Raw genomic sequence first — 20734 nt, 5'->3', positions numbered from 1 at the left:
CGGCGGCGGCCGCCGCCGGCGCCGCCGCCGGGCACTGATCGCCGCCGGCGCGCTGCCGTTCGCGGCCCCAGCGGGCCAGCTGGCCGATGCGGCGGATCACGAACTGCTCGTCCGGGTTGCCGACGATCTGGGAGAGCCGGACGCCGTAGTCGTGCCGGATCGACGGGTCCTTGATCTGGGCGATCAGCGGCGCGGCGTGCTCCAGGGCGGCGGAGCGGCCCTCCACCGTGTCGAGGTTGTGCCGCGCCGCGATGGACCGCATCGCGAACTCGAAGAGCGGGCTGCCGGACTCGATCAGCTCGCGGACGGCCTCGTCGCCCTTGGCGAGCCGCAGCTCGCAGGGGTCCATGTTGTCGGGGGAGACGGCGATGGAGGTGCGGGCGGCGAACTTCTGGTCGTCCTCGAAGGCGCGGAGCGCGGCCTTCTGGCCGGCCGCGTCGCCGTCGAAGGTGAAGACGACCTCGCCTGCGCTGTGCGCGCTCGAGCTGTCGAGCAGGACCCGGCGCAGGATCTTGACGTGCTCGCCGGCGAACGCGGTGCCGCAGGTGGCGATGGCGGTGGTGACGCCGGCCAGGTGGCAGGCCATCACGTCGGTGTAGCCCTCGACGACCACGGCCCGGTTGTCCTTGGCGATGTCCCGCTTGGCCAGGTCGATGCCGTAGAGCACCTGGGACTTGCGGTAGATCGGGGTCTCCGGCGTGTTCAGGTACTTGGGCCCGTTGTCGTCGTCGCGGAGCCGGCGGGCGCCGAAGCCGATCACCTCGCCGGTGATGTCCCTGATGGGCCAGATCAGCCGGCCGCGGAAGCGGTCGATCGGGCCGCGCCTGCCGTCCTGGGCGATGCCGGAGAGGAGCAGCTCCTTGTCGGTGAAGCCGCGGCCGCGCAGGAAGCGGACGGCGTGGTCCCAGCCGGCGGGGGCGTAGCCGACGCCGAAGTGCTGGGCGGCGGCCTGGTCGAAGCCGCGGTCGGCGAGGAAGCGGCGGCCGATCTCGGCCTCGGGCGAGGCCAGTTGCTCCGCGTAGAACTGGGCGGCGACCTTGTGTGCCTCGACCAGCCTGGTGCGCTCGCCCTGCTGCCGGCCGACGCCGTATCCGCCCTGCTCGTAGCGGAGGGTGATGCCGGCCTGGGCGGCCAGCCGCTCGACGGACTCGGCGAACGACAGGTGCTCCATCTTCATCACGAAGCTGAGCGTGTCGCCGCCCTCCTGGCAGCCGAAGCAGTGGAACAGGCCCTTGCTCGGGCTGACCTGGAACGAGGGGGACTTCTCGTCGTGGAAGGGGCACAGGCCCTTCAGGTTGCCGCCGCCCGCGGGCCGCAGCTGGAGGTACTCGGAGACCACGGCGTCGATCGGGACCGCGTCCCTGACCGCCTTCACGTCCTCGTCGTTGATCCTGCCCGCCACCCCAGAAGTCTACGACCGGCCGCCGACAGTCGGCGGCGCGGTGCCCGGTCTCAGGGGCGCGGGATGTTGCGGAGGTTGGAGCGGGCCAGCCGCGTCATCCGGCCGACGCCGCCGGCCAGCACCATGCGGCTGGCGGACGCCCTGGCGATGGCGGCGAAGTCGGGGTTGCGGTTGGTGGTGCCGTAGGCCGGCAGTCCCGACACCCTCATCTCCAGCTCGACCATGCCGAGCGAGGAGTTGTCGAAGAGGACGACCTTCACCGGCAGGTCGTACTGGACGAGGGTCAGGAAGTCGCCCATGAGCATGGTGAAGCCGCCGTCGCCTGGCCTGCGGGAGGGCGTTGGCCATCGAGCCGTGTGCGGGGCCCCTGCTCCACCAGAGAGATGGTCCAGGGCCTCCCCGTCACCTCTGGCCGCACCCACATGGCCAGGTCGCACAGGGAACCGGCCTCCCGGGACCGGACCACGGACAGGATCCGTGTCGCCGCCCCGGAGTCGAGTACGCCGGGGACCAGTGCGCCCAAGACCGTTCGGGGCGCGCGACTGATCGGGATCACTCCTGCTCAGTCGAAAGGAACGGTGAGGCAGTCCAGGGTCTCTTTGACGTCGCCCAGAGGGCGAGGTCAGGCTTCGAGCAGCGGCCGAAAGTCGGCGCCGAGGGGGATCAGCGGATCGCGGTGGGCGGCTCCCCGTAGCGAGGAGCCGCCCATGCCGGTGTTCCAGTACCTCACTTCGCGTAGAGCACGCGCGGCTCTCGCAACAGCGCGGGATTGTCGTACTGGTTGATCCGGAGGAGCTGGTCGGGGTGGGTCTCCTGGAAGTAGCCGGTGCCGATCTCGGAGCTGGGGATGTGGGAGGCGGGGGCGAGCACCGGGGCCATCGGTCTGTTTGGCCACACGGGCAATCTCTCCGCTATGTACCGGTATCGCCCCGCGGGTTACTCGATGTGGAGCACCTGGGAGACCGGCCGGCGCGGGGTGGCGGGCACGGGCGGGCCGTAGCCGAAGCGCAGCACCACGTGTACCTGCCCCATGGCGGAGAGCGGGTCGCGCACCGTCCAGCGCAGGTCGGACCATTCGACGGCCTCGGAGCTGAGCGCGGTGGACAGGCCCTCGCCGGTGGCGAGCAGCAGCACCCGCTCCATCGCCTGCCCGGCGCGTACCCAGTCGGCGGGCCGGTCCTCGGCGGTGCCGAGGAGGGCGAGCTGCGGGGTCTCCTCGTGTTCGACGACGGTGGAGTGCGGCTCGGCGGGGATGGGGCGGCCGACGAAGTCGTGGCCGGGCGGGGTCTCGGTCCACTGGGACAGCTCGGCGGAGCGGCCGGGGTCGACCTGGTCGCGGCCCTCGGCGTCGTGGATCAGGTCGAGCACGGTCTCGGTGTGCCAGCTGGAGGGGAAGTGCAGTTGGGCGCCCTCGCGTTCGGCGGCGTCCCGCAGGGAGGCGCGGACGGGGTCGGGCACCCGCTCGTCGCCGAAGGGCAGCCGGCTGGTGCGGCGGCGCCGGATCTCGTCGTAGAGGTCGCCGAGCTCGGCCTCGCCCGCGCCCCCGCCATCGCCCTCGGCCTCACCCGCTGCCTCGCGGCTGAGCGTGACGGTGGCGAGCAGCCGCGGGTCGTAGCGGTCGGGCAGCAGGGCGGTGTCGGCGAGGATGCCGGCGTGGGCGGCGGCGACCCGCAGGTTGAGCAGGGCGGCGCCGCAGCCCATGTGCAGCGCGCGCCCGTGCGGGTCGGAGTGCGGCAGGACGTGGTCGAGGGCGGCGCGGACCTCGACCACGCCGCTCTCGCTCAGGTAACGGAAGCGCCAGGGCTGGGCGTTGTGCAGCGAGGGGGCCGCGGTGGCCGCCCTGACCAGGGAGGTCACGGTCTGCTCTCCCGGGGTGTCTCCCGGGCGGTTCGCCCGCACACGGCCCCTTCCGCCAGCCATCCTCCGTCACCCGATTTGCCCTATAAGTCTCCTTTTCTCAGGCTAACCCATTCGGTCGTACGCCGCGAGCACAGGACGCACGACGCCTCGGACGCCTCGGACGGCTCAGTCCGCGAGCAGCGAGGCCAGCGGCTTCTCGGGGGCGGCCAGGGCCTCGGCGTCCACCGGCTCGGGGGATCCGACCAGGCGCTGGACGGGCTCGGTGACGTCCCGGATGTTCACGTTCATGCCGGCGAGCACCCGGCCCTCGCGCAGCCAGAAGGCGATGAAGGCGCGCTTGCCCACGTCCCCGCGGTACACCACCTGGTCGTAGTCGCCGGGCGGGGCCCAGCCGGAGTACTCGAGGCCGACGTCGTACTGGTCGGTGAAGAAGTACGGCACCCGGTCGTAGCTGATGTCCTGGCCCAGCATGGCGCGGGCGGCGGCCGGGCCCGAGTTGAGGGCGTTGGCCCAGTGTTCGACCCGGCGCCTGCCGCCCTCCGGGGCGGGGAGCGTCAGGGAGGCCACGTCGCCGGCGGCGAAGATCAGCGGGTCGCTGGTGCGCAGCGAGGCGTCCACCGCGATGCCGCCGCCCTCGGCCCGGTCGACGAGGGTCAGTCCCGCGGCCTCGGCGAGCGCGGTGCGGGGCGCGGCGCCGATGGCGGCGAGCACGGCGCGGGCGGGCAGCTCGCGGCCGTCGTCGGTGCGGACGCCGGCGACCATGCCGTCCCGGCCGGTGATCTCGGTGAGCCGGGAGCCGAAGACGAACCGGACGCCGTGCTCGGCGTGCAGATCGGTGAAGAAGCCGCCGAGTTCGGGGCCGAGCACCCGGTGCAGCGGGGTGGGCTCCGGCTCGACGACGGTGACCGGCACGCCCAGGGTTCTGGCGGCCGCGGCGACCTCGAGGCCGATCCAGCCGGCGCCGGCGATCACCAGTCCCGGGTCGTCCCCGGGGGGCCCGCCGGTCAGCACGCCGCGCAAGTGGTCGGCGTGGGCGAGCCGCCGCAGGTGGTGCACGCCGGCCAGGCCGGTGCCCGGCACGTCGAGCCGGCGCGGCTCGGCGCCGGTGGCGAGCAGCAGCGCGTCGTAGGAGAGCCGGGTGCCGTCGCCCAGCCTGACCTCGCGGGCCCGGCGGTCGATGGCGACGGCCGTCTGCCCGAGGTGCAGTTCGACCCGGTGGTGCGCGTACCAGGCCGGCTCGTGCACGTAGACGCTGTTCCGCTCGGCGCGGCCGAGGAGGTACTCCTTGGAGAGTGGGGGCCGCTCGTAGGGGTGCTCGTGCTCGTCGCCGATCAGTATCACCCGCCCGGAGAACCCCTCCTCACGCAGTGTCTGGGCCGCCTTGGCCCCGGCGAGGCCGCCGCCGATGATCAGAAACGTCCGGTGTGCTCCGTCCACGCAACGCCTCCCGAGCGTGTGCCAACCGCTCCCCGAACGCTCCGGGTGCGGATCTCCCAGGAGCCTGCCCCGACCAGGGGTGTCCGCAAAAGGGCGGGGACCAAAAGAGAGCCCCGCCCGCCCCGGGCGCCCCGCATCACACGGAGGTGCGAGCCCCCGGCGTGAGCCGCGCGTGGAGGGAGCGCGCGGCGGCGTCGGTGAGCGCGGCGATCTGGTCGACCACCACCCGGAGCCGCTCCCGGTCGTCGGCGGCGGCCGCGAACAGCGCCCGGTACTGCGGGTCGAGGCCGACGGGGGCGCGGGCGATCAGGGCCTCGCCGAGCTCGGCGAGCAGCAGGCGCTGCCGGCCGCGCAGCAGTTCCTGGTCGGGGCGCTGCATCACGTGGACGTCGGCGACGGCCTTGAGCACGGCGCACTCCAGGCGGGTCTCGGCCGGCACCACCAGGTCGGCGGCGTAGCGGCGCAGCGGTCCTGGCCCCTGACGCTCGCGGGTGGCGTGTTCCGCGGCGAGGCAGAAGCGGCCGATCAGCTGGCTGGTGGCGTCCTTGAGCCTGGCCTGGGCGCGGGCGCTGCCGTCGTAGCCGTGCGGCCACCAGTCCTGAGCGAGCAGCCGGTCGAGGGCGGCGGCCAGTTCGGCCTCCTCGGTGCCGGCGGGGGCGTAGCGGGCGGCGGCGACGGCGAAGACCTCGCGGCGCTCGGGCTCGGCGAGCAGCAGGGCCGGGTCGAGGTGGCCGGCGTGCAGGCCGTCCTCGACGTCGTGCACGGAGTAGGCGACGTCGTCCGACCAGTCCATCACCTGGGCCTCGAAGCAGCGGGCCTCGCCTCCGGCGTCGCGCCGCAGCCAGTGGAAGACCGGCAGGTCGTCCGCATAGACGCCGTACTTGGGCGAGTCGGGCCTGGTGGGGTGGGCGCCGCGCGGCCAGGGGTACTTGGTGGCGGCGTCGAGGGTGGCGCGGGTGAGGTTGAGGCCGAGCGGGCGCTCGCTGCCGTCTCCCGGGTCGGCGACGTGCTTGGGTTCGAGCCGGGTCAGCAGCCGCAGCGACTGGGCGTTGGCCTCGAAGCCGCCGCAGTCCTCGGCGATCGCGTCCAGGGCGCGTTCGCCGTTGTGGCCGAACGGGGGGTGGCCCATGTCGTGGGCGAGGCAGGCGGCCTCCACGATGTCGGGGTCGCAGCCGAAGGCGGCGCCGAGGTCGCGGCCGATCTGGGCGCACTCGAGGGAGTGGGTGAGCCGGGTGCGCGGCGCGATGTCCCACAGGTGGCGGTCGGCGTCGTCCGGGGTGACGACCTGGGTCTTGCCGGCGAGCCGGCGCAGCGCCGCCGAGTGCTGGACGCGGGCCCGGTCGCGCTGGAAGGCGGTGCGGCCGGGGCGCTTGTCGGGCTCGGGGTCGTATCTCTCGGCGTCGGCTTCGCCGTACCCGGCAGTGTCGTGCATACCCCGAAGGTAACCGCCCGCGGTGACGGTGGGGTGGTCAGGGCGCGACGGCCAGGGTGGCGCGACGGCGGGCGGCGGGCGTCCGCTCGGCGGCGGCGAGTGGCGCGCCGATCGCCCGGTCGTAGCGATGCAGCAGCAGCCTGGCGAGCGCCGGGTGGCTGCCGAGCGGGGCGGCGACCACGCCGGGCGCGGCCTCGGCGCAGCGGGTGGCGAAGAGGCCAGGGGCGACGAAGCAGGAGGCGACGGCGATCTCCCGGTGGCCGGCCGCCCGCAGCCGGTCGACCGCCTCCGGGACGGTGGGCCTGGCGGCCGAGGCGTAGCCGGGCAGCACCGGGACGCCGCCGAGCCGGGCGGAGAGCATCTGCGCGGTGTACTCGGTGCCGGCGGACGACTCGGGGTCGTTCGATCCGGCGGCGGCCAGCACCACGGCGGCGCCGCGCCGGTAGCCGGCCTCGACCAGCCGGTTGTGCAGGGCCTCGGCGAGCAGCGGGTGGGGGCCGAGGGTGGCGGCGGTGACGGCGTCCAGGTGCGGGGCGTCGGCCAGCACCGCCGGGATGTCGTGCTTGACGTGGTAGCCCCGGCTGAACAGCAGCGGCACGAGCACCGCCCGGCCGTGCAGCCTGGCCAGGGTGTCGGGCAACAGCGGCCGGTCGTTCTCCAGGTGCCCGAGCTCCACGCGCAGCCCGGGCCGCAGCGCGCGGACGCGCCTGACGAGGGCGTGGACGGCCCGTTCGGCGCGCGGGTCGGGGGAGCCGTGGGCGACGGCGACCAGGGTCGACGGGGTGCGGGTGCTGCTCATCCCGCCAGCGTGGGCCCGTTCCGTTGCGTCGGTATTGCCTGGGTGTCACCAATGGCCACAGCTGTGCTCACCGTGGCCGGGTCGGCCGGCTGAGCGAGGCGTCGCCCGCGCCGGAGTTGCGGGGCGCGGGGTGCCCGGCAGCATGGAGAGCATGGACGACCTCAGTGAGCTGGCCGAGCGCTATCTGGCCCTGGCGCAGGCCGCCGACCACGGCCGCAGCGCCCATCTCTTCCTGCGGGACGGGCCGCTGCGGCAGAGCGTGATCGCGTTGACCGCCGGCTCGGAGCTCGAGGAGCACACGGCCCCGCCGGCGGCCAGCCTCCAGGTGTTGCGCGGCCGGGTGCGGCTGATCGCCAGGGACGGCGAGGTGGAGCTGCGCTCGGGGGAGCTGATGAAGATCCCGCAGACCCGGCACGGGCTGCGGGCGCTCGACGACTCGGTGGTGCTGCTCACCTCGGTGACGGCCACCCCAGAACCGGTCGTCGTATACGACACCCGCCGCGAGCGCCACCCTGCGTGAACCCCGCCGCCCTGCGTGAACCCGGCGGCTGACCCCGACGGGGCGACGCCACCTGCCCGTTAGGGTGCGTGGGCGGGTCGGCGGATCGCCGGGCGGGGATGTTTCGGGGGAATCGGATGGATGACACGCGCCATGTCGACGACGGTGCCTACGGCGGCGGCCCGCCGGGGGGTGGCGACCGGGACCCCGGCGCCGTGCTCAGGGACCACCTGTCCGCGTCCGTGCTGCTCGTCCGCGCCCTGCTGGTGGGCGGGTTCGGCCTCGGCCTCGCGTTGGTGGCCTCGGGGCTTGACGTCGTCGACCACGACCGCGGCGGTGCCGTCCTGGCGCTGATCGCCGGGGCACTGCTGGCCGCCGGTACCGGCGCGGGCCTGGTCAGGGGAGCGCTCCGGGCCAGGGAGACCAACCGGCTGCTGGCCCGCGAGCTGGCGGGGAGGTCCTCGTGGCCGCGGGCATCGGGCCGCCGGCTGCTCTGGGGGGCGGTGTCCGGTGCCGCGCTGCTGTGCGGCCTGGCTTTTCTCGGCGGTTTGGCGGCCATCGGCGGTGGTCGGGAGCCCCTGGTGGCCGGCACCTTGCTGGCCTGGGCCGCGCTGCTGATCGGCGCCGGCCTGGCCGGCCTCGCGCGGGCGGGCGGCCACCGCGGCAGGCCGTCGTTTCTGGCGACGTTGTCGGCCGACGTCGAGCCCGCGCGGCGGGCGATCACCGGCCCGGCGCGAGCGGACGAGCCCCACCGCGGTGACGGGGTCGGGCCGGGCGCCTCGCACCGGGGCGACGCCCGGCTCGCCGGCACGGGCCGGGGCCGCTCACGGGCCGCCGTCGTGCTGCTCGCCCTGGCCGGCGCCACGCTGTGCGGCGCGGCGGCGCTGGCCGCCGCGTTCCTGCCGTCACGCGTCGGGGACGACGCCGTCTGGCCGCTGCTCGCGCTCGTCCTGGTGCTGCTCGGACTGCTGCTCGTCCGGCTGGTGCGCCGCACGATGGCCGTCTGGCACCTGCTGGTCTTCGTGGTGGCCGGCCTGGGCCTCCTGGGCGCCGCCCTCTCGGGCTCCGGGACGCTCATCCTGCTGGACCGCGGCGAGTGGATCAGGGCCGAGGTGGTGGACACCTACACGACCAAGGGCCGTCATGCCACCCGGGTCTGTGTGCTGCGGCCGGCGGAGGCAGATCGGTCGCTGGAGCAGGGGCTCGGGCAGTGCCGCCAGCCCTCGGTCGGCGACTGGCTGTGGGTCTTCGCCGACCCCGAGGACCGGGTGGCGCCCGAGGCCACGGAACCCCGCCTGCTGTTCCCCGGCTGGACCGGCGCCGTCAGCGCCGCGCTCCTCGCGGCGTCGGCCGCGGCGGGCGCCGCCCACGGGCACCGCCGCCGCGCCGGCCTCGGCCCGGTCGGAGTGCCAGGACCGCCGCCAGAACGCACATGAGCGCGATCAGCCGCCGGAAACTCCGTTCACCGTGATGATCTGCCCCGCGTAGGAAAGGCCGGCGCCGAATCCGAAAAGCAGCACATCGGCGTCAGCGCCGAGGCGACCGCTTTCACTCATGCGGGACAACGCCAGGGGAATGGTGGCCGCCATGGTGTTTCCGGTGTCGACGACATCGGTGGCCACGACCGTCTCGTCGCCCAGCTTGAGATGGTTCGCCAGCGCGTTGATGATCCGCAGGTTCGCCTGGTGCGGGATGAAGGCGGCGAGCCGGTCGGGGGCGATGCCGGCCCGGTCGCAGATCCGGCGCGCCATCGGGCCGAGGCCGCTGGCCCAGCGGTAGACGGCGGGGCCGTTCTGCCGGAGCACCCCGTCGTCCGCGTCGATGGTGATCAGCTCGCTGCGCTCGCCAGCCGAACCCCACAACACCGGCCCGATGCCGGGCCGTTCGGCCGGCTGGAGGACGGCGGCGCCGGCGCCGTCCGCGAAGAGCACGGCGGTGTCGCGGTCGGCCCAGTCGAGGAAGGCGCTGGCCTTGTCGGCGCCGATGACCAGGGCTCCCCCGCTGCTGCCGGCGCGGATCAGCGCGTCGGCGGTGGCCAGCCCGTAACAGAAGCCGGCGCAGGCGGCGTTGACGTCGAACGCGGCCGGCTCAGGCAGGCCGAGCCGGCCGGCGACCCGGGCGGCGACGCTCGGCATCGTGGAGTCGGGGGTCGAGGTGGCCACCAGCACCGTGTCGACCGTGCCGCTCGGCAGCCGCTCCAGGGCCTGCCGCCCGGCCGCGGTCGCCAGGTCGACGACCGTCTCGCCCTTGTCGGCGATGCGGCGTTCCCTGATGCCGGTTCTGGACACGATCCATTCCGCGTCCACCGTGAGTCTGGTGGCGACTTCCTCCGACGTCAGAATGGTGGCCGGCAGACAATGACCCAGGGAAACGATCCGCGCCCCCGAAGCCGCGGGGGAAAGTGCGATGGTCGTCATGTATGTTCAATTTCCTGTCAGAGACAGCGTCCGAGATCCCGCCGACTATATCTGGCGCGCTCGCGCTGGTCGGTCAGAAGTATTCCCGAGTTCGTCCGGGGGAATGCCGAACAGCGTGAATCCCGACGGCCTTTCATCCACCGTCGCGGTGCCGGCTCGGGCTGATCCCGCGCTCGCGCTTGAAGGCGGCGCTCAGCGCGAAGCCGCTGCCGTAGCCGACCCGGCGCGCCACCGAGTCCACCGTGGCCTCCGGGCGGCGCAACAGGTCGGCCGCCAGGTCGAGGCGCCAGCCGGTGAGGTAGGACATCGGCGGCTCGCCGACCAGCGCGGAGAAGCGGCGGCCGAGGGCGGCCCTGGAGACCCCGGCGCGCTCGGCGAGCGCGGCCACCGTCCACGGGTGCGCCGGATGGTCGTGCAGCAGCCGCAGCGCGAGCCCCACCACCGGGTCCCCGTACGCCCGGTACCAGCCGGGCGCCTCGGCCTCCGGCCTGGCGAACCAGGCGCGCAGCGCCGAGGTCACCAGCAGGTCGAGCAGCCGGTCGAGGACGACCTCCTGCCCCGGCTCGTCCCTGACGATCTCGGCGGCCAGCAGCGGCAGCAGCGGCGCGCCCGCCTCGCCGTCCCTGACCACCACCACGGGGGGCAGCGCGCGCAGCAGCCGGCCGGTGATCTCGCCGGGCAACTGGTAGGTGCCGACCAGCAGTTCGGCGGAGCCGGGGCCGCCGGTGCCGGTGCCGGTGCCGGTGCCCCAGGTGCGCACCCCCTGGTCGAGCGCCTCGCACAGGTCCTCGCCTGACGGGCTCACCCCGCAGCCGCCTGGCAGGATGTGCGCCCGGGGCTCGGTGGCCGGGTCGTCGGCCACCAGGTAGCTCGCGGCGCCGCCGAGCAGCGCCAGGTCGCCGCGGACGAGCCGGACCGGCTCGCCGCCCTCCGGCACCACCCAGGCGTGCTCGCGGGTCACGCACACCACGCTCAGCGGCGCCCGGTCGCGCACCAGCACCGCCCACGGCGGGTCGAGCAGCACCCGCATCAGGAACGCGCCACGGGCGCGCGGTCCCTCGAGCAGGCTGCCCAGTACGTCCATGCCGCCAGCGTAGACCGGTGAGACGAACGCTTATGCGGGCGAGCCGCCGGGCCATGGGCGCCGGGCGCCCCGGCCGGTGGGATGGGGGCATGAACGAGAACCACGAGATCCTGATCCTGGGCGGCACCGGCAAGACCGGACGCCGGGTCGCCGCCCTGCTGCCCGGCGCCCGGGTCGCCTCCCGCGCCGGCACCCCGCCGTTCGACTGGACCGACCGCGCGACCTGGGCGCCCGTGCTGGACGGCGTGCGGGCCGCCTACCTCGCCTACTACCCGGACATCACCGCTCCCTGGGCCGCCGACGTCCTCGGCGCCTTCGCCGAGCGGGCGGCGCGCGCCGGGGTCGAGCGCCTGGTGCTGCTCTCGGCGCGCGGGCTGCCGACCGCCCGCCCCGCCGAGCGCGCGGTGTGCGAGGCCGGCACCGGGTGGACGGTCCTGCGGGGGAGCTGGTTCTGCCAGAACTTCAGCGAGGAGTTCCCGGCCGCCGGCATCCGGGAGCGGGGCGAACTGGTGCTGCCGGCCGCGCCGGACACCGTGGAGGCGTTCGTGGACGCCGACGACATCGCGGAGGTCGCGGTGGCGGCGCTCATCGAGGGCCGGCTCGACGGGCGGCCGGGCGGCTGGCTCGACGGGCGGACGCTGGAGCTGACCAGCCCCCGGGCGCTCACCCTGGCCGAGTCCGTCGCCGAGTTGGGCCGGGCCACGGGCCGCGAGATCCGCTACCGCGCCGTCTCCGCCGGCGCCTACGCCGCGCATCTGACGGCCGACGTCGGGCTGCCGAACGAGGTGGCCGGCATGCTCGCCGCGCTCTTCGCGGAGGCGCTCGACGGCCGCAACGCCGCCGTCACCGACGACGTCGCGGCGGTGCTCGGCCGGCCGGCGCGGGACTTCGCCGACTTCGCGTCGGCCACGGCCACCGCCTGGGGCGCGAGCCCCGCCCCCGCCCAACGAACCACCTAGCGGACCACCAGGCGGACCACTTGTGCCGCTGCGTGGTTCGATGGTGTGATGGGCGGGCCGGCACCCGTCCAGCGCCGGCGGAGACGAGGAACGCAGATGGCCGACACGGACTCGGGCGGCGTCCGCAGCGTGCAACGCGCCGTGGAGCTGCTCGCCCTGTTCGACGCGGACCACCCGAGCCGGTCGCTGCGCGAGCTGGTCGAGGAGACCGGCCTTCCGAAGACCACGGTGGTGCGTCTCGCGCACACCCTGGAGCAGGCCGGGCTCCTCTGGGCCAGGGGCGACGGCCAGTACGTGCCCGGATCAGGGCTGCTGCGCTGGGCCGAGCTGGCCGGCCACACCTGGCGGCTGCCGGAGGAGGCCCTGCGGCGGCTCGCCGAGCTGAGCGCGGCCAGCCACGGCGAGACCGTCAACCTCTATGTGCGCCAACGGGGTTCCCGGGTCTGCGTGGCCCGCCACGAGGGCACCCGCACCCTGCGGCACGTCGTCCGTCTCGGCACCGGGATGCCGCTCTGGTCCGGCGCCGCCAGCCACGTCCTGCTCTCCCCCGCCGACCGCGCCGACGTCCTCGCCGTCGCGGCCGGCGCACCGCACGAAGGCTGGGGCGAGCGGCTGTGGGAGCGCACGCGGCGGGCCGCCGAGGACGGCTGGTCGGTCAGCCACGGCGAGCGCGAGCCGGGCGTGTCGGGCGTCGCCGCCCCGGTCTTCGACCGCGCCGGCCGGCTGAGCGCGGCGGTCGCGCTCGGCGGCCCGACCGTCCGCTTCACGGACGAGGCCGTCGCGGCCTTCCTGCCCCCGCTGCTGTCGACCGCCCGCGCCCTCACCGCCCTCGACTGCATCGGAGGTACCGCCTGATGACCACCGCCCTCCTGGAAGGGGTCCGGGTACTGGACCTCACCAACGTGCTCGCCGGCCCCTTCGCCGGCTACCAACTCGCGCTGCAGGGCGCGGACGTCGTCAAGGTGGAGCTGCCCGGCTCCGGCGACCTGGCCAGGCAGCTCGGCGCCGACCGGGCCCTCGGCGACGAGCTGCTCGGCGCCTCGTTCCTCGCGCAGAACGCCGGCAAGCGCTCGATCACGCTCAACCTCAAGGACCCGGCGGGCCGGGAGGCGCTGCTGCGCGCCGTGCGGGAGTCCGACGTGCTGCTGGAGAACTTCCGCCCCGGCGTGCTCGACCGCCTCGGCCTCGGCTGGCAGGCGCTGCGCGCCGAGAACCCGGGCCTCGTCTACTGCGCCATCTCCGGCTTCGGGCAGACCGGCCCGCTGCGCGACCGGCCGGCCTACGACCAGATCATCCAGGGCCTCAGCGGCATGATGAGCGTGACCGGCACCCCGGAGACCGCGCCGCTGCGCGCCGGCTTCCCGGTCGCCGACACGCTCGGCGGCATGGCGGCGGCCTTCGCGGTCACCGCCGCCCTGGTGCGGCGCGGCCGCACCGGCGAGGGCGCGTTCGTCGACGTCTCCATGCTGGAGTCGGCGCTGACCGCGATGGGCTGGGTGACGTCCAACTACCTGATCACCGGCGCCGAGCCGCGGCCGATGGGCAACGAGAACTTCACCGCCGCGCCGTCCGGCACCTTCCGCACCGCGGACGGCTTCCTGAACATCGCCGCCAACCGGCAGCAGCAGTTCGCCACGCTGTGCCGGCTGATCGGCCGGGAGGACCTGACGTCCGACCCGCGCTTCGGCCACCCGGGCGACCGGAAGACGCACCGCGAGGAGCTGCGCGCCGAGGTGGAGTCGGGGCTGGCCGCCAGGCCGGCCGTCGAGTGGGAGGAGATCCTCTCCGACGCCGGCGTGCCGGCGGCCCGGGTGCTCTCGGTGCCGGACGCACTGGCCCTGGAACAGCTGGCCGCCCGCGAGTTCGTGCGCGAACTGCCGTTCCCCGACGGCCGGGACCGGACGCTCAGCGTGCTCGGCAGCCCGGTGCGGGTGGACGGGGAGCCCACCCCGGCGCCCGCTCCCCCGCCGCTGCTCGGCGAGCACACCGAGGCGGTGCTCGCCGACCTCGGCTACGACCCGTCGGCCATCGCCGACCTGCGAGAGAGCGGTGCGATATGAGCCACCAGGACCCCGAAGGCGAGCCGATGACCGAGCCGCTGATCGAGCGGCGCCTGGTCACCGACTGGTGGTCGACGGCGGTGACCGAGATCCACCCCGGCGTGATCAGGCTCCGCGGCTACCCCGTCGAGCAGTTGATCGGCCGGGTCACGTTCGCCGAGCAGATCTGGCTGATGCTCCGCGGCGAACTGCCCACCCCGGGCCAGGGCCGGCTGTTGGAGGCCGCGCTGGTGGCCGCCGTCGACCACGGCCCGCAGGCCCCGTCGATCGCCGCCGCCCGGATGGCGGCGACCTGCGGGGTCGGCCTGAACAGCGCTGTCGCCACCGGGGCGGGGCTGCTCGGCGACGTGCACGGCGGCGCAGGACAGCAGTGCATGGAGGTGCTGGCCCGGGTCGTCGGCGGCGAGGACGCGGGGGCGGTCGTCGCCGACTTCCGCGCCCGCCGCGCCTACGTCCCCGGCTTCGGGCACCGGTTCCACCCCCGCGACCCGCGCCGCGACCCGCTGCTCGCCCTGGTCGAGGAGGCCGTCGAACGGGGCGAGGTGCCGGGGCACGCGCTGGCCGCCGGCCTCGCCGTCGAGGCGGCGCTGGCCGAGGGCCGGGCCCGCCCGGTGCCGATGAACATCGACGGGGCGACCGCCATCATCTACGCCGAGCTCGGCTTCCCGCCCGAGTTGGGCCGGGGCCTGTTCGTCCTCTCCCGCAGCGTGGGCATCCTCGCCCACGCCTGGGAGGAGACCACGAACGGCTCCCGCATCAAGGGCCCGATCCCCCGGCCGTTGCTGGCCGGCTACCACGGCCCGCCGGAGCGCGAGCTGCCGGCGGACCGCTGACGGACAGCTGACGGACGGCTGACGGACAGCCGACAGATGACAGATGACAGAAATCAGCTGAGATCTGACAGATGGTGAAATCTGTCAGCCGCCGAGGTGGTCGATGATGTGGTCGGCCGCCTCGGTCGCCATCCGCCGCAGCGCCTCGGCGGTCTGCGCCCCGGTGTGCGGGGTGATGACGACCGTGGGTTCGGCGCGCAGCGGGTGGTCGCCGGGCAGCGGCTCGACCTCGGTCACGTCGAGGCCGGCGCCCGCCAGGTGCCCCCGCCGGACGGCGGTGAGCAGCGCGTCCTCGTCCAGCACGCCGCCACGCGCGGTGTTGACGACGACGGCGCCCTCGGGCAGCGCCAGCAGCTCGGGCAGCCCGATGAGCCCGCGGGTCCCTGGAACCAGCGGCACGTGCAGGCTGAGGTTCTCCGAACCGGCCAACAGCGCGGGCAGGTCGACGGGTTCGGCGCCGGCGGCGACGATCTCGGCCGCCGGCACCATCGGGTCGTGGGCCAGCACCCGCATGCCGAACCCGTGGGCGCCGATGGCGGCGACCCGGCGGGCGATCCGGCCGAAGCCGAGCAGGCCGAGCGTCGCGCCGGAGAGTTCGCGGCCGCTGATCGCGGCCCTGGTGTCACCCTCGTCGCGCACCGCGATGCCGACGCCGCGGCGGACGGCGAGCAGCAGCGCGAAGGCGTGCTCGGCGACCGACCGGGCGTTGGCCGTCGGGGTGGTGGTGACGGCGATCCCCAACTCCCTGGCGCGCGCCACGTCGACGGTGTCCAGGCCGACGCCGTGCCTGGCGACGATCCGCAGCCGGGGCGCCCGGTCCATCATGGCGCCGTCGACGCGCGCGGTGCGCAGCAGGATCGCGGCCACCTGGTCGCTGACCTCGTCGAAGGTGACGGCGTGCGGGCCGAAGCCGAGGCGCACGTCGGCGACCTCGCCGAGCCGCGTCACGGCGTCCTGGTGGACGGGGCGCGGGATCCAGACGAGGGGCCGGTCAGTCACGCGGCACCAGCCGCTGGTTGGCGGCGCGGCGCTCGGCCTCGCCCTCGATCAGGGCCCGCGCGCCATCGACGACCTCGGCTGTCCGCCCGCCGGGCACGACCGCGACGCCGTCGTCGTCGCCGAGCACCCAGTCGCCCGGGCTGACCGGCACGCCGCCGACCGCGATGGTGGAGCCGATCAGGTAGGGGCCGGTCTTCCACGGCCCGGCGGGCGTGACCGCCCTCGCGAACACCGGCACGCCGAGCTCGGCGAGTTCGGCGACGTCGCGGGCGGCGCCGTCGAGCACGATGCCGCCGATCTCCAGGGCCTTGGCCTTCTGCACCACCAGTTCGCCGATCAGGGCGCGCGTCGCGTCGCCGCCGCCGTTGACGACCAGCACCTCGCCGCGTCGGATCGTCTCGAAGGCCGCGTGCAGCCCCTTGTTGTCGCCCGGCCTGGTCCACACGGTGAACGCGGGTCCGGACAGCTGGGCGCCCGGCCACAGCGGGCGGATGCCGTCGGCCACCCCGAACCGGTCCATGGCGTCCGAGACGGTGGCGACGGGCAGCGCGCCGGGCTTGGGGTAGTCGTGCACGGTTCTCCTTCGTCGGTGGGTGCGTCGGGTTCGTGTTCGTGGGGTTCGTCGGCCGCGTCGGTGAACGCGTCAGGCGGTCGGTCAGTAGAGGGCGGGCGGCAGCCCGGTGCGCGCGATGTCCTCGGCGCAGCGGCGGACGGCGTGCACGAAGCCCTGGATCCGGTCGTCGGTGAACCGCACGGTGGGGCCGCCGAGGGCGAGCACCGTGGTGCGGGCCGGCGGGCGTCCCTCGGGGAACGGGACGGGCACCGCGAGGCCGCTGTTGCCGACCTCCCGCTGCCCGTGGGTGAGGCTCCAGCCGCGCTCCCGCGCGGCCGCCACCCCGGCCTCGATGGCCGCCTGGTCGCCGCCGGACTCGGCGACGATCCGGGCGACCAACCCGTCGAGCTCCGCCGGGGGTTCGAGGCTGAGCAGCACATAGGCCGCGGAGCCGACCGACATCGGCAGCTCGTCGCCCGGCTGCACCACGTGCCGCAGGGTGTTGGGGCTCGGCGCCTGGCCGACCACCAGCCGCCGCACGCCGTCCCGCACGTAGAGGCTGACGGTCTCGCCGGTCTCGGCGGCCAGGGCCCGCATCCGGGCCAGCGAGGCGGGCGGCACGGTCCAGGCCGCGTCGGCGAACGCGGCGAACGCGATCAGGCTGGTGCCGACCCGTATCCGGCCGTCCGCGCCGGACTCCAGCAGGTCCTCGGCGGCCAGCGTGTCGACCAGCCGCAGCACGGTCGTCCGCGGCAGGCCGGTCTCCCGCACCAGGTCGGCCAGGGTGAGCGACATGCGGTCCGGGGTGAAGGCGCGCAGCACCCGCCAGGCCCGGCTCACCGCGCGGATGCCGCCGCCTTCGACGCTCTCTCCGGCCGGTGTGGACACCATCCCGCCCCCTTGGCGATCAACTACCCGATCAACTAACCGATCAATTTCGATCCATCTCGATCTGACCCGAAGGGTTGTATACCACCTGCCGGTCATCTATATCTACTAGGCGGACACCCCCGGTGTCGCAAACCACGAAATACCACGCCACAAGGGAGTGACCGTGCGGAAGCAACATCCCGCCCCGGCCGTCCTCGGGGTCGTGATCACGCTGGTGTTGGTCGGCTTCGCCGCCGTCGACGCCAGCGGTTCCGCCTCGGGAGCCACCCCCAGGTCCAAGCTGACCGTGACGGCGCCCGCGGCGCCGGGCGGCGGCTGGGACCTCGCCTCGCGGGAGTTCCAACAGGCGCTGCGCGCCGGCTCGGTCGTGAACAACGTCCAGGTCGTCAACGTGCCGGGCGCCGGAGGCACCATCGGCCTCAGCCAGTTCACCGAGATGGGCGACGACCCGACCCGGCTGATGATGACCGGCACCGTGATGCTCGGCGCGATCACCGTCAACAACTCGTCGGTCGACCTGCTGGACACCACGCCGATAGCCAGGCTCGCCGAGGACTACGAGGTCCTGATCGTCCCGGCGGACTCGCCCTACCAGACCCTCGACGACTTCATCGCGGCCTGGCAGGAGAACCCCCACGGCCACGCGATAGGCGGCGGCGCCCTCGGCGGCACCGACCACCTGCTGGCCGGCCTCACCGCCGGCGAGGCCGGCATCGACCCGGCCGAGCTCAACTACATCGCGTTCGCCGGCGGCGGCGAGGTGCTCACCGCCCTGCTCTCGGACACCGTCGAGATCGGCATCAGCGGCTACAACGACTTCCGCGACCAGATCGAGGCCGGCAACCTGCGGGCACTCGCCGTCTCGGCCGAGCAGCCGGTGCCCGGCATCGACACCCCGACCCTGATCGACCAGGGCGTCGACGTGTCGCTGCCCAACTGGCGCGGCCTGGTCGCCCCGCCCGGCATCTCGGAGGAGGAACGGACCGAACTGATCACGATCGTCGAGGAGATGGCCGAGACCCCCGAGTGGGCCGACGCCCTCGACCGGAACCGCTGGGTCGACGCCCTGCTGACCGGCGACGAGTTCACCGAGTTCATCCGCGAAGACCAGGCCAGGGTCGACGCCATCATCGAGGAGCTTGGCCTGTGAACACCGAACTCGACTCCTCCACGGGCACCCCCGCCGACTTCCTGCGCCGCAGGACGGGCCTGATCCTCCCGGTGCTGCTGTTCGTCGTCGGCCTGGTGCTGGCGATCGGGACGGCGACGATGGACGTCCCGGCGAACGTCGCGTCGCCCGGGCCGCAACTGTTCCCGACGATCATCTCGATCGCCTGCTTCGTGAGCGCCGTCCTGCTCGGCATCGACGTGCTGCGGAACCCCGAACCGGAACGGGTCGCCGAGCCGGGCGCGGAGGCCGAGGCCGAGGCCGCGGCGGAAGCTGCGGTGGCGGCCGAGCCCGATGCCGATGCCGATGCCGAGGTTGAAGCTGAGGCGGAAGCTGAGGTTGAGGCTGAGGCCACCCGGATCCGCAGCAACCGGCTGGCGGTGGCCGGCGTCGTCGGCACGGTCGTCGCCTTCATCGTGCTGCTCGACCCGCTCGGCTGGCTGCTCTCCGGCACCCTGCTGTTCTGGGGCGTCGCGCGGGCGCTCGGCAGCCGCCGCACGGTGTTCGACGTGTTCCTGTCGCTCGCCGTCTCCTCGATCGTCCAACTCGCCTTCTCCGCGGGACTCGGACTCAACCTTCCCCCGGGCATCCTGGCAGGAGTGTTCTGATGGACTCACTGGTCAATCTCGGCGACGGGTTCGTCACCGTCCTCACGCCGATGAACATGCTCTGGGTGCTGGTCGGCGCCCTGCTGGGCACCGCCGTCGGCGTGCTGCCAGGACTGGGCTCGGCGATGGCGGTGGCGCTGCTGCTGCCCGTCACGTTCTCGCTCGACCCGATCGGCGCGTTCATCATGTTCGCCGGTGTCCTGTTCGGTGGCCTCTTCGGCGACTCGATATCCGGCATCCTGATGAACACCCCCGGCAACAGCACCGCGATCGCCGGCACCATCGAAGGCCACAAGATGGCCAAGACCGGACGCGCCGCCCAGGCCCTCGCGACCTCGGCGATCGCCGCGTTCATCGGCGGCATCCTCTCCTCGGTCCTCGTGGTCTTCTTCGCCCCCTCGCTGGCCGACCTCGCGACCCTCTTCGGCCCCGAGGAGTACCTGGCCCTCGCGGTGTTCGCGTTCGTCGCGATCTCGGCCGTGGTCGGCGAATCGCTGGTCAGGGGCCTCGCGGCGCTGGCGATCGGCCTGGCGATCGCGCTGGTCGGCGTCGACGGCATGTCGGGCGCGTCCCGCTTCACCGCCGGGCAGCCTGAGTTGTTCGACGGCATCAACATCGTCGTGATCACCGTCGGCCTGCTCGCCCTCGGCGAGGTCATCTCGGTCGCCGCGCGGCGCGGCACCAAGGAGGACACCCAGCTCATCCCGTCCAGCGGCCGACTCTGGCTCTCCCGCGAGGAGTTCCGGCTCGCCCTGCCGGCCTGGCTGCGCGGCACCTCCATCGGCGTGCCGTTCGGCATCATCCCGGTCGGCGGCTCCGAGGTGCCGACGTTCCTCGCCTACGGCACCGAGCGGCGCCTCGCCTCCCGGAAGCCGGGCTCCATGTTCGGCAAGGGCGCCATCCAGGGCGTCGCCGGCCCCGAGGCCGCCGGCAACGCCACGGCGGGCACCGCCATGGGCGCCCTGCTGGCCCTCGGCCTGCCGACGTCGGCCACCGCCGCCGTGATGCTGGCCGCGTTCCGGCAGTACGGCCTCCAGCCGGGACCGCTGCTGTTCGAGCGGGCCAGCGAGCTGGTGTGGGCGCTGCTGGCCAGCTTCTTCATCGGCATGGTCGTCCTGCTGATCCTCAACCTCCCGTTCGCGCCGTTGTGGGCGAAGCTGCTGAAGCTGCCGAGGCACTATCTGTACGCCGGGATCACGGTCTTCGCGATGCTGGGCGTCTACGCGACCAGCAGCAAGATCCTGGACCTGGTGCTCGTGCTGGCCATCGGCCTGCTCGGCTTCGCCATGCGGCGCTACGGGCTGCCGGTCGCGCCGGTCCTGATCGGCGTCATCCTCGGCCCGCTGGCCGAGACGGAGTTCCGGCGGGCGATGGCGGTCAGCGAGGGCGACCTGACGGTGCTGGTCTCCAGCCCGATCGCCGGCACGCTCTACGGGGTGCTGATCCTCGGCGTCGGCGGCTTCCTGATCCAACGGGCCCGGGCGCGGCGCCGGCCGCTGGCCGCGGCGGCCTGACCGGGGGTGCCCCGCGCGCTCCGCGCGGGGTACCCCCCACCCACCCACCCGCCCTTTCCGCTGCCGCGCTCCCCGCGGCGGGGGGTCGGCGCTCCGCGCGGGGCGGGGCGGCTGCTCCGCCGGGTGGGTGCCCCGCGCTCCGCGCGGTTTTTCCCCACCCACCCGCCCTTTTCCGCGCTTCGCGCGGGGTGTTGCCGCGCCGCGGCGGGCGGCGCAGCC

The 20734-nt window shown here is 74.3% G+C and carries 20 protein-coding genes and 1 pseudogene; 9 read left to right on the top strand and 12 right to left on the bottom strand.

The annotated features are described in order from the left end of the window. The 7 genes and pseudogenes from dnaG to ACYVPE_RS34515 form a co-directional block, all read right to left on the bottom strand. A partial coding sequence (gene dnaG / locus ACYVPE_RS34545) for a DNA primase (protein ID WP_461037761.1) occupies positions 1-1402 on the bottom strand: 1402 nt, incomplete at its 3' end. A 50-nt stretch (positions 1403-1452) separates the two neighbouring features. Next, a pseudogene (locus ACYVPE_RS34540) lies at positions 1453-1762 on the bottom strand (thiamine pyrophosphate-dependent enzyme); the annotation flags it as partial. A gap of 366 nt (positions 1763-2128) precedes the next feature. Beyond that, positions 2129-2299 carry a hypothetical protein gene (locus ACYVPE_RS34535; protein ID WP_461037760.1) on the bottom strand — a complete coding sequence of 57 codons (171 nt, stop codon included), beginning with the start codon at positions 2297-2299 and terminating at the stop codon, positions 2129-2131. Between the two features lie 39 nt (positions 2300-2338). Further along, positions 2339-3322 carry an Acg family FMN-binding oxidoreductase gene (locus ACYVPE_RS34530; RefSeq protein ID WP_461037759.1) on the bottom strand — a complete coding sequence of 328 codons (984 nt, stop codon included), beginning with the start codon at positions 3320-3322 and terminating at the stop codon, positions 2339-2341. Between the two features lie 105 nt (positions 3323-3427). After that, the gene (locus ACYVPE_RS34525; protein ID WP_461037758.1) at positions 3428-4699 is read right to left on the bottom strand and encodes an NAD(P)/FAD-dependent oxidoreductase; all 1272 of its coding nucleotides are present in this window, start codon (positions 4697-4699) and stop codon (positions 3428-3430) included. Between the two features lie 136 nt (positions 4700-4835). Next, positions 4836-6131, bottom strand: a complete 1296-nt coding sequence (locus ACYVPE_RS34520) for a deoxyguanosinetriphosphate triphosphohydrolase (RefSeq protein ID WP_461037757.1) — start codon at positions 6129-6131, stop codon at positions 4836-4838. Positions 6132-6168: 37 nt separating this feature from the next. Then, complete coding sequence (locus ACYVPE_RS34515; RefSeq protein WP_461037756.1) at positions 6169-6930, bottom strand: sirohydrochlorin chelatase; 762 nt, start codon at positions 6928-6930, stop codon at positions 6169-6171. 151 nt (positions 6931-7081) lie between these two features. On the opposite strand from ACYVPE_RS34515, the gene ACYVPE_RS34510 reads away from it, so the two are divergent. Together ACYVPE_RS34510 and ACYVPE_RS34505 are read left to right on the top strand one after the other, a co-directional pair. Then, the gene (locus ACYVPE_RS34510; RefSeq protein ID WP_132820496.1) at positions 7082-7450 is read left to right on the top strand and encodes a cupin domain-containing protein; all 369 of its coding nucleotides are present in this window, start codon (positions 7082-7084) and stop codon (positions 7448-7450) included. 116 nt (positions 7451-7566) lie between these two features. After that, positions 7567-8865, top strand: coding sequence for a hypothetical protein (locus ACYVPE_RS34505; RefSeq protein WP_461037755.1), 1299 nt, complete (start codon positions 7567-7569; stop codon positions 8863-8865). Between the two features lie 6 nt (positions 8866-8871). Here the strand turns inward: ACYVPE_RS34505 and ACYVPE_RS34500 are convergent, their stop codons facing one another. Together ACYVPE_RS34500 and ACYVPE_RS34495 are read right to left on the bottom strand one after the other, a co-directional pair. Then, positions 8872-9846 carry a beta-ketoacyl-ACP synthase III gene (locus ACYVPE_RS34500; protein ID WP_461037754.1) on the bottom strand — a complete coding sequence of 325 codons (975 nt, stop codon included), beginning with the start codon at positions 9844-9846 and terminating at the stop codon, positions 8872-8874. 133 nt (positions 9847-9979) lie between these two features. Further along, the gene (locus ACYVPE_RS34495; RefSeq protein ID WP_461037753.1) at positions 9980-10930 is read right to left on the bottom strand and encodes an AraC family transcriptional regulator; all 951 of its coding nucleotides are present in this window, start codon (positions 10928-10930) and stop codon (positions 9980-9982) included. Between the two features lie 89 nt (positions 10931-11019). Here ACYVPE_RS34495 and ACYVPE_RS34490 point away from each other — a divergent pair, with 89 nt between their 5' ends. From ACYVPE_RS34490 to ACYVPE_RS34475, 4 genes are all read left to right on the top strand, one after another. Beyond that, a complete protein-coding gene (locus tag ACYVPE_RS34490) occupies positions 11020-11889 on the top strand; it encodes a Rossmann-fold NAD(P)-binding domain-containing protein (protein ID WP_461037752.1) in 870 nt (289 codons plus the stop codon). A gap of 96 nt (positions 11890-11985) precedes the next feature. Further along, the gene (locus ACYVPE_RS34485) at positions 11986-12744 is read left to right on the top strand and encodes an IclR family transcriptional regulator (protein ID WP_461037751.1); all 759 of its coding nucleotides are present in this window, start codon (positions 11986-11988) and stop codon (positions 12742-12744) included. After that, positions 12744-13949 carry a CaiB/BaiF CoA transferase family protein gene (locus ACYVPE_RS34480; protein ID WP_461037750.1) on the top strand — a complete coding sequence of 402 codons (1206 nt, stop codon included), beginning with the start codon at positions 12744-12746 and terminating at the stop codon, positions 13947-13949. Before ACYVPE_RS34485 ends, ACYVPE_RS34480 begins: the two co-directional genes overlap by 1 nt. Further along, positions 13946-14782 (top strand): citryl-CoA lyase, encoded by an 837-nt coding sequence (locus tag ACYVPE_RS34475; RefSeq protein ID WP_461037749.1) that lies wholly within the window; start codon positions 13946-13948, stop codon positions 14780-14782. Before ACYVPE_RS34480 ends, ACYVPE_RS34475 begins: the two co-directional genes overlap by 4 nt. 84 nt (positions 14783-14866) lie before the next feature. On the opposite strand, the gene ACYVPE_RS34470 is transcribed toward ACYVPE_RS34475, so the two are convergent. The 3 genes from ACYVPE_RS34470 to ACYVPE_RS34460 form a co-directional block, all read right to left on the bottom strand. Continuing rightward, entirely contained in the window at positions 14867-15781 is a 915-nt protein-coding gene (locus ACYVPE_RS34470; RefSeq protein WP_461037748.1) for a hydroxyacid dehydrogenase, read from the bottom strand. Further along, positions 15774-16355, bottom strand: a complete 582-nt coding sequence (locus ACYVPE_RS34465) for an RraA family protein (RefSeq protein ID WP_461037747.1) — start codon at positions 16353-16355, stop codon at positions 15774-15776. Before ACYVPE_RS34465 ends, ACYVPE_RS34470 begins: the two co-directional genes overlap by 8 nt. 81 nt (positions 16356-16436) lie before the next feature. Beyond that, positions 16437-17225, bottom strand: a complete 789-nt coding sequence (locus tag ACYVPE_RS34460) for an IclR family transcriptional regulator (protein WP_461037746.1) — start codon at positions 17223-17225, stop codon at positions 16437-16439. A gap of 163 nt (positions 17226-17388) precedes the next feature. Between ACYVPE_RS34460 and ACYVPE_RS34455 the strand changes: the two genes are divergently transcribed. The 3 genes from ACYVPE_RS34455 to ACYVPE_RS34445 are packed head-to-tail and all read left to right on the top strand — an operon-like array spanning position 17389 to position 20515. Further along, entirely contained in the window at positions 17389-18375 is a 987-nt protein-coding gene (locus ACYVPE_RS34455; RefSeq protein WP_461037745.1) for a Bug family tripartite tricarboxylate transporter substrate binding protein, read from the top strand. Continuing rightward, complete coding sequence (locus ACYVPE_RS34450; protein WP_461037744.1) at positions 18372-19001, top strand: tripartite tricarboxylate transporter TctB family protein; 630 nt, start codon at positions 18372-18374, stop codon at positions 18999-19001. Before ACYVPE_RS34455 ends, ACYVPE_RS34450 begins: the two co-directional genes overlap by 4 nt. After that, complete coding sequence (locus tag ACYVPE_RS34445) at positions 19001-20515, top strand: tripartite tricarboxylate transporter permease (RefSeq protein WP_461037743.1); 1515 nt, start codon at positions 19001-19003, stop codon at positions 20513-20515. The genes ACYVPE_RS34450 and ACYVPE_RS34445 overlap by 1 nt, the downstream gene beginning before the upstream one ends. The last annotated feature ends 219 nt before the right edge of the window (positions 20516-20734 follow it).

Source organism: Streptomyces mayteni (assembly GCF_054783955.1).
This window is presented reverse-complemented; position numbering and strand designations above follow the sequence as displayed.

Bases quoted from the DNA above. Each gene is read 5' to 3' on its own strand.
- ACYVPE_RS34505 (WP_461037755.1), top strand. From the start codon at position 7,567: ATGGATGACACGCGCCATGTCGACGACGGTGCCTACGGCGGCGGCCCG.
- ACYVPE_RS34500 (WP_461037754.1), bottom strand. From the start codon at position 9,846: ATGACGACCATCGCACTTTCCCCCGCGGCTTCGGGGGCGCGGATCGTT.
- ACYVPE_RS34515 (WP_461037756.1), bottom strand. From the start codon at position 6,930: ATGAGCAGCACCCGCACCCCGTCGACCCTGGTCGCCGTCGCCCACGGC.
- ACYVPE_RS34485 (WP_461037751.1), top strand. From the start codon at position 11,986: ATGGCCGACACGGACTCGGGCGGCGTCCGCAGCGTGCAACGCGCCGTG.
- ACYVPE_RS34445 (WP_461037743.1), top strand. From the start codon at position 19,001: ATGGACTCACTGGTCAATCTCGGCGACGGGTTCGTCACCGTCCTCACG.
- ACYVPE_RS34460 (WP_461037746.1), bottom strand. From the start codon at position 17,225: ATGGTGTCCACACCGGCCGGAGAGAGCGTCGAAGGCGGCGGCATCCGC.
- ACYVPE_RS34530 (WP_461037759.1), bottom strand. From the start codon at position 3,322: ATGGCTGGCGGAAGGGGCCGTGTGCGGGCGAACCGCCCGGGAGACACC.
- ACYVPE_RS34510 (WP_132820496.1), top strand. From the start codon at position 7,082: ATGGACGACCTCAGTGAGCTGGCCGAGCGCTATCTGGCCCTGGCGCAG.
- ACYVPE_RS34480 (WP_461037750.1), top strand. From the start codon at position 12,744: ATGACCACCGCCCTCCTGGAAGGGGTCCGGGTACTGGACCTCACCAAC.
- ACYVPE_RS34475 (WP_461037749.1), top strand. From the start codon at position 13,946: ATGAGCCACCAGGACCCCGAAGGCGAGCCGATGACCGAGCCGCTGATC.
- ACYVPE_RS34495 (WP_461037753.1), bottom strand. From the start codon at position 10,930: ATGGACGTACTGGGCAGCCTGCTCGAGGGACCGCGCGCCCGTGGCGCG.
- ACYVPE_RS34520 (WP_461037757.1), bottom strand. From the start codon at position 6,131: ATGCACGACACTGCCGGGTACGGCGAAGCCGACGCCGAGAGATACGAC.
- ACYVPE_RS34490 (WP_461037752.1), top strand. From the start codon at position 11,020: ATGAACGAGAACCACGAGATCCTGATCCTGGGCGGCACCGGCAAGACC.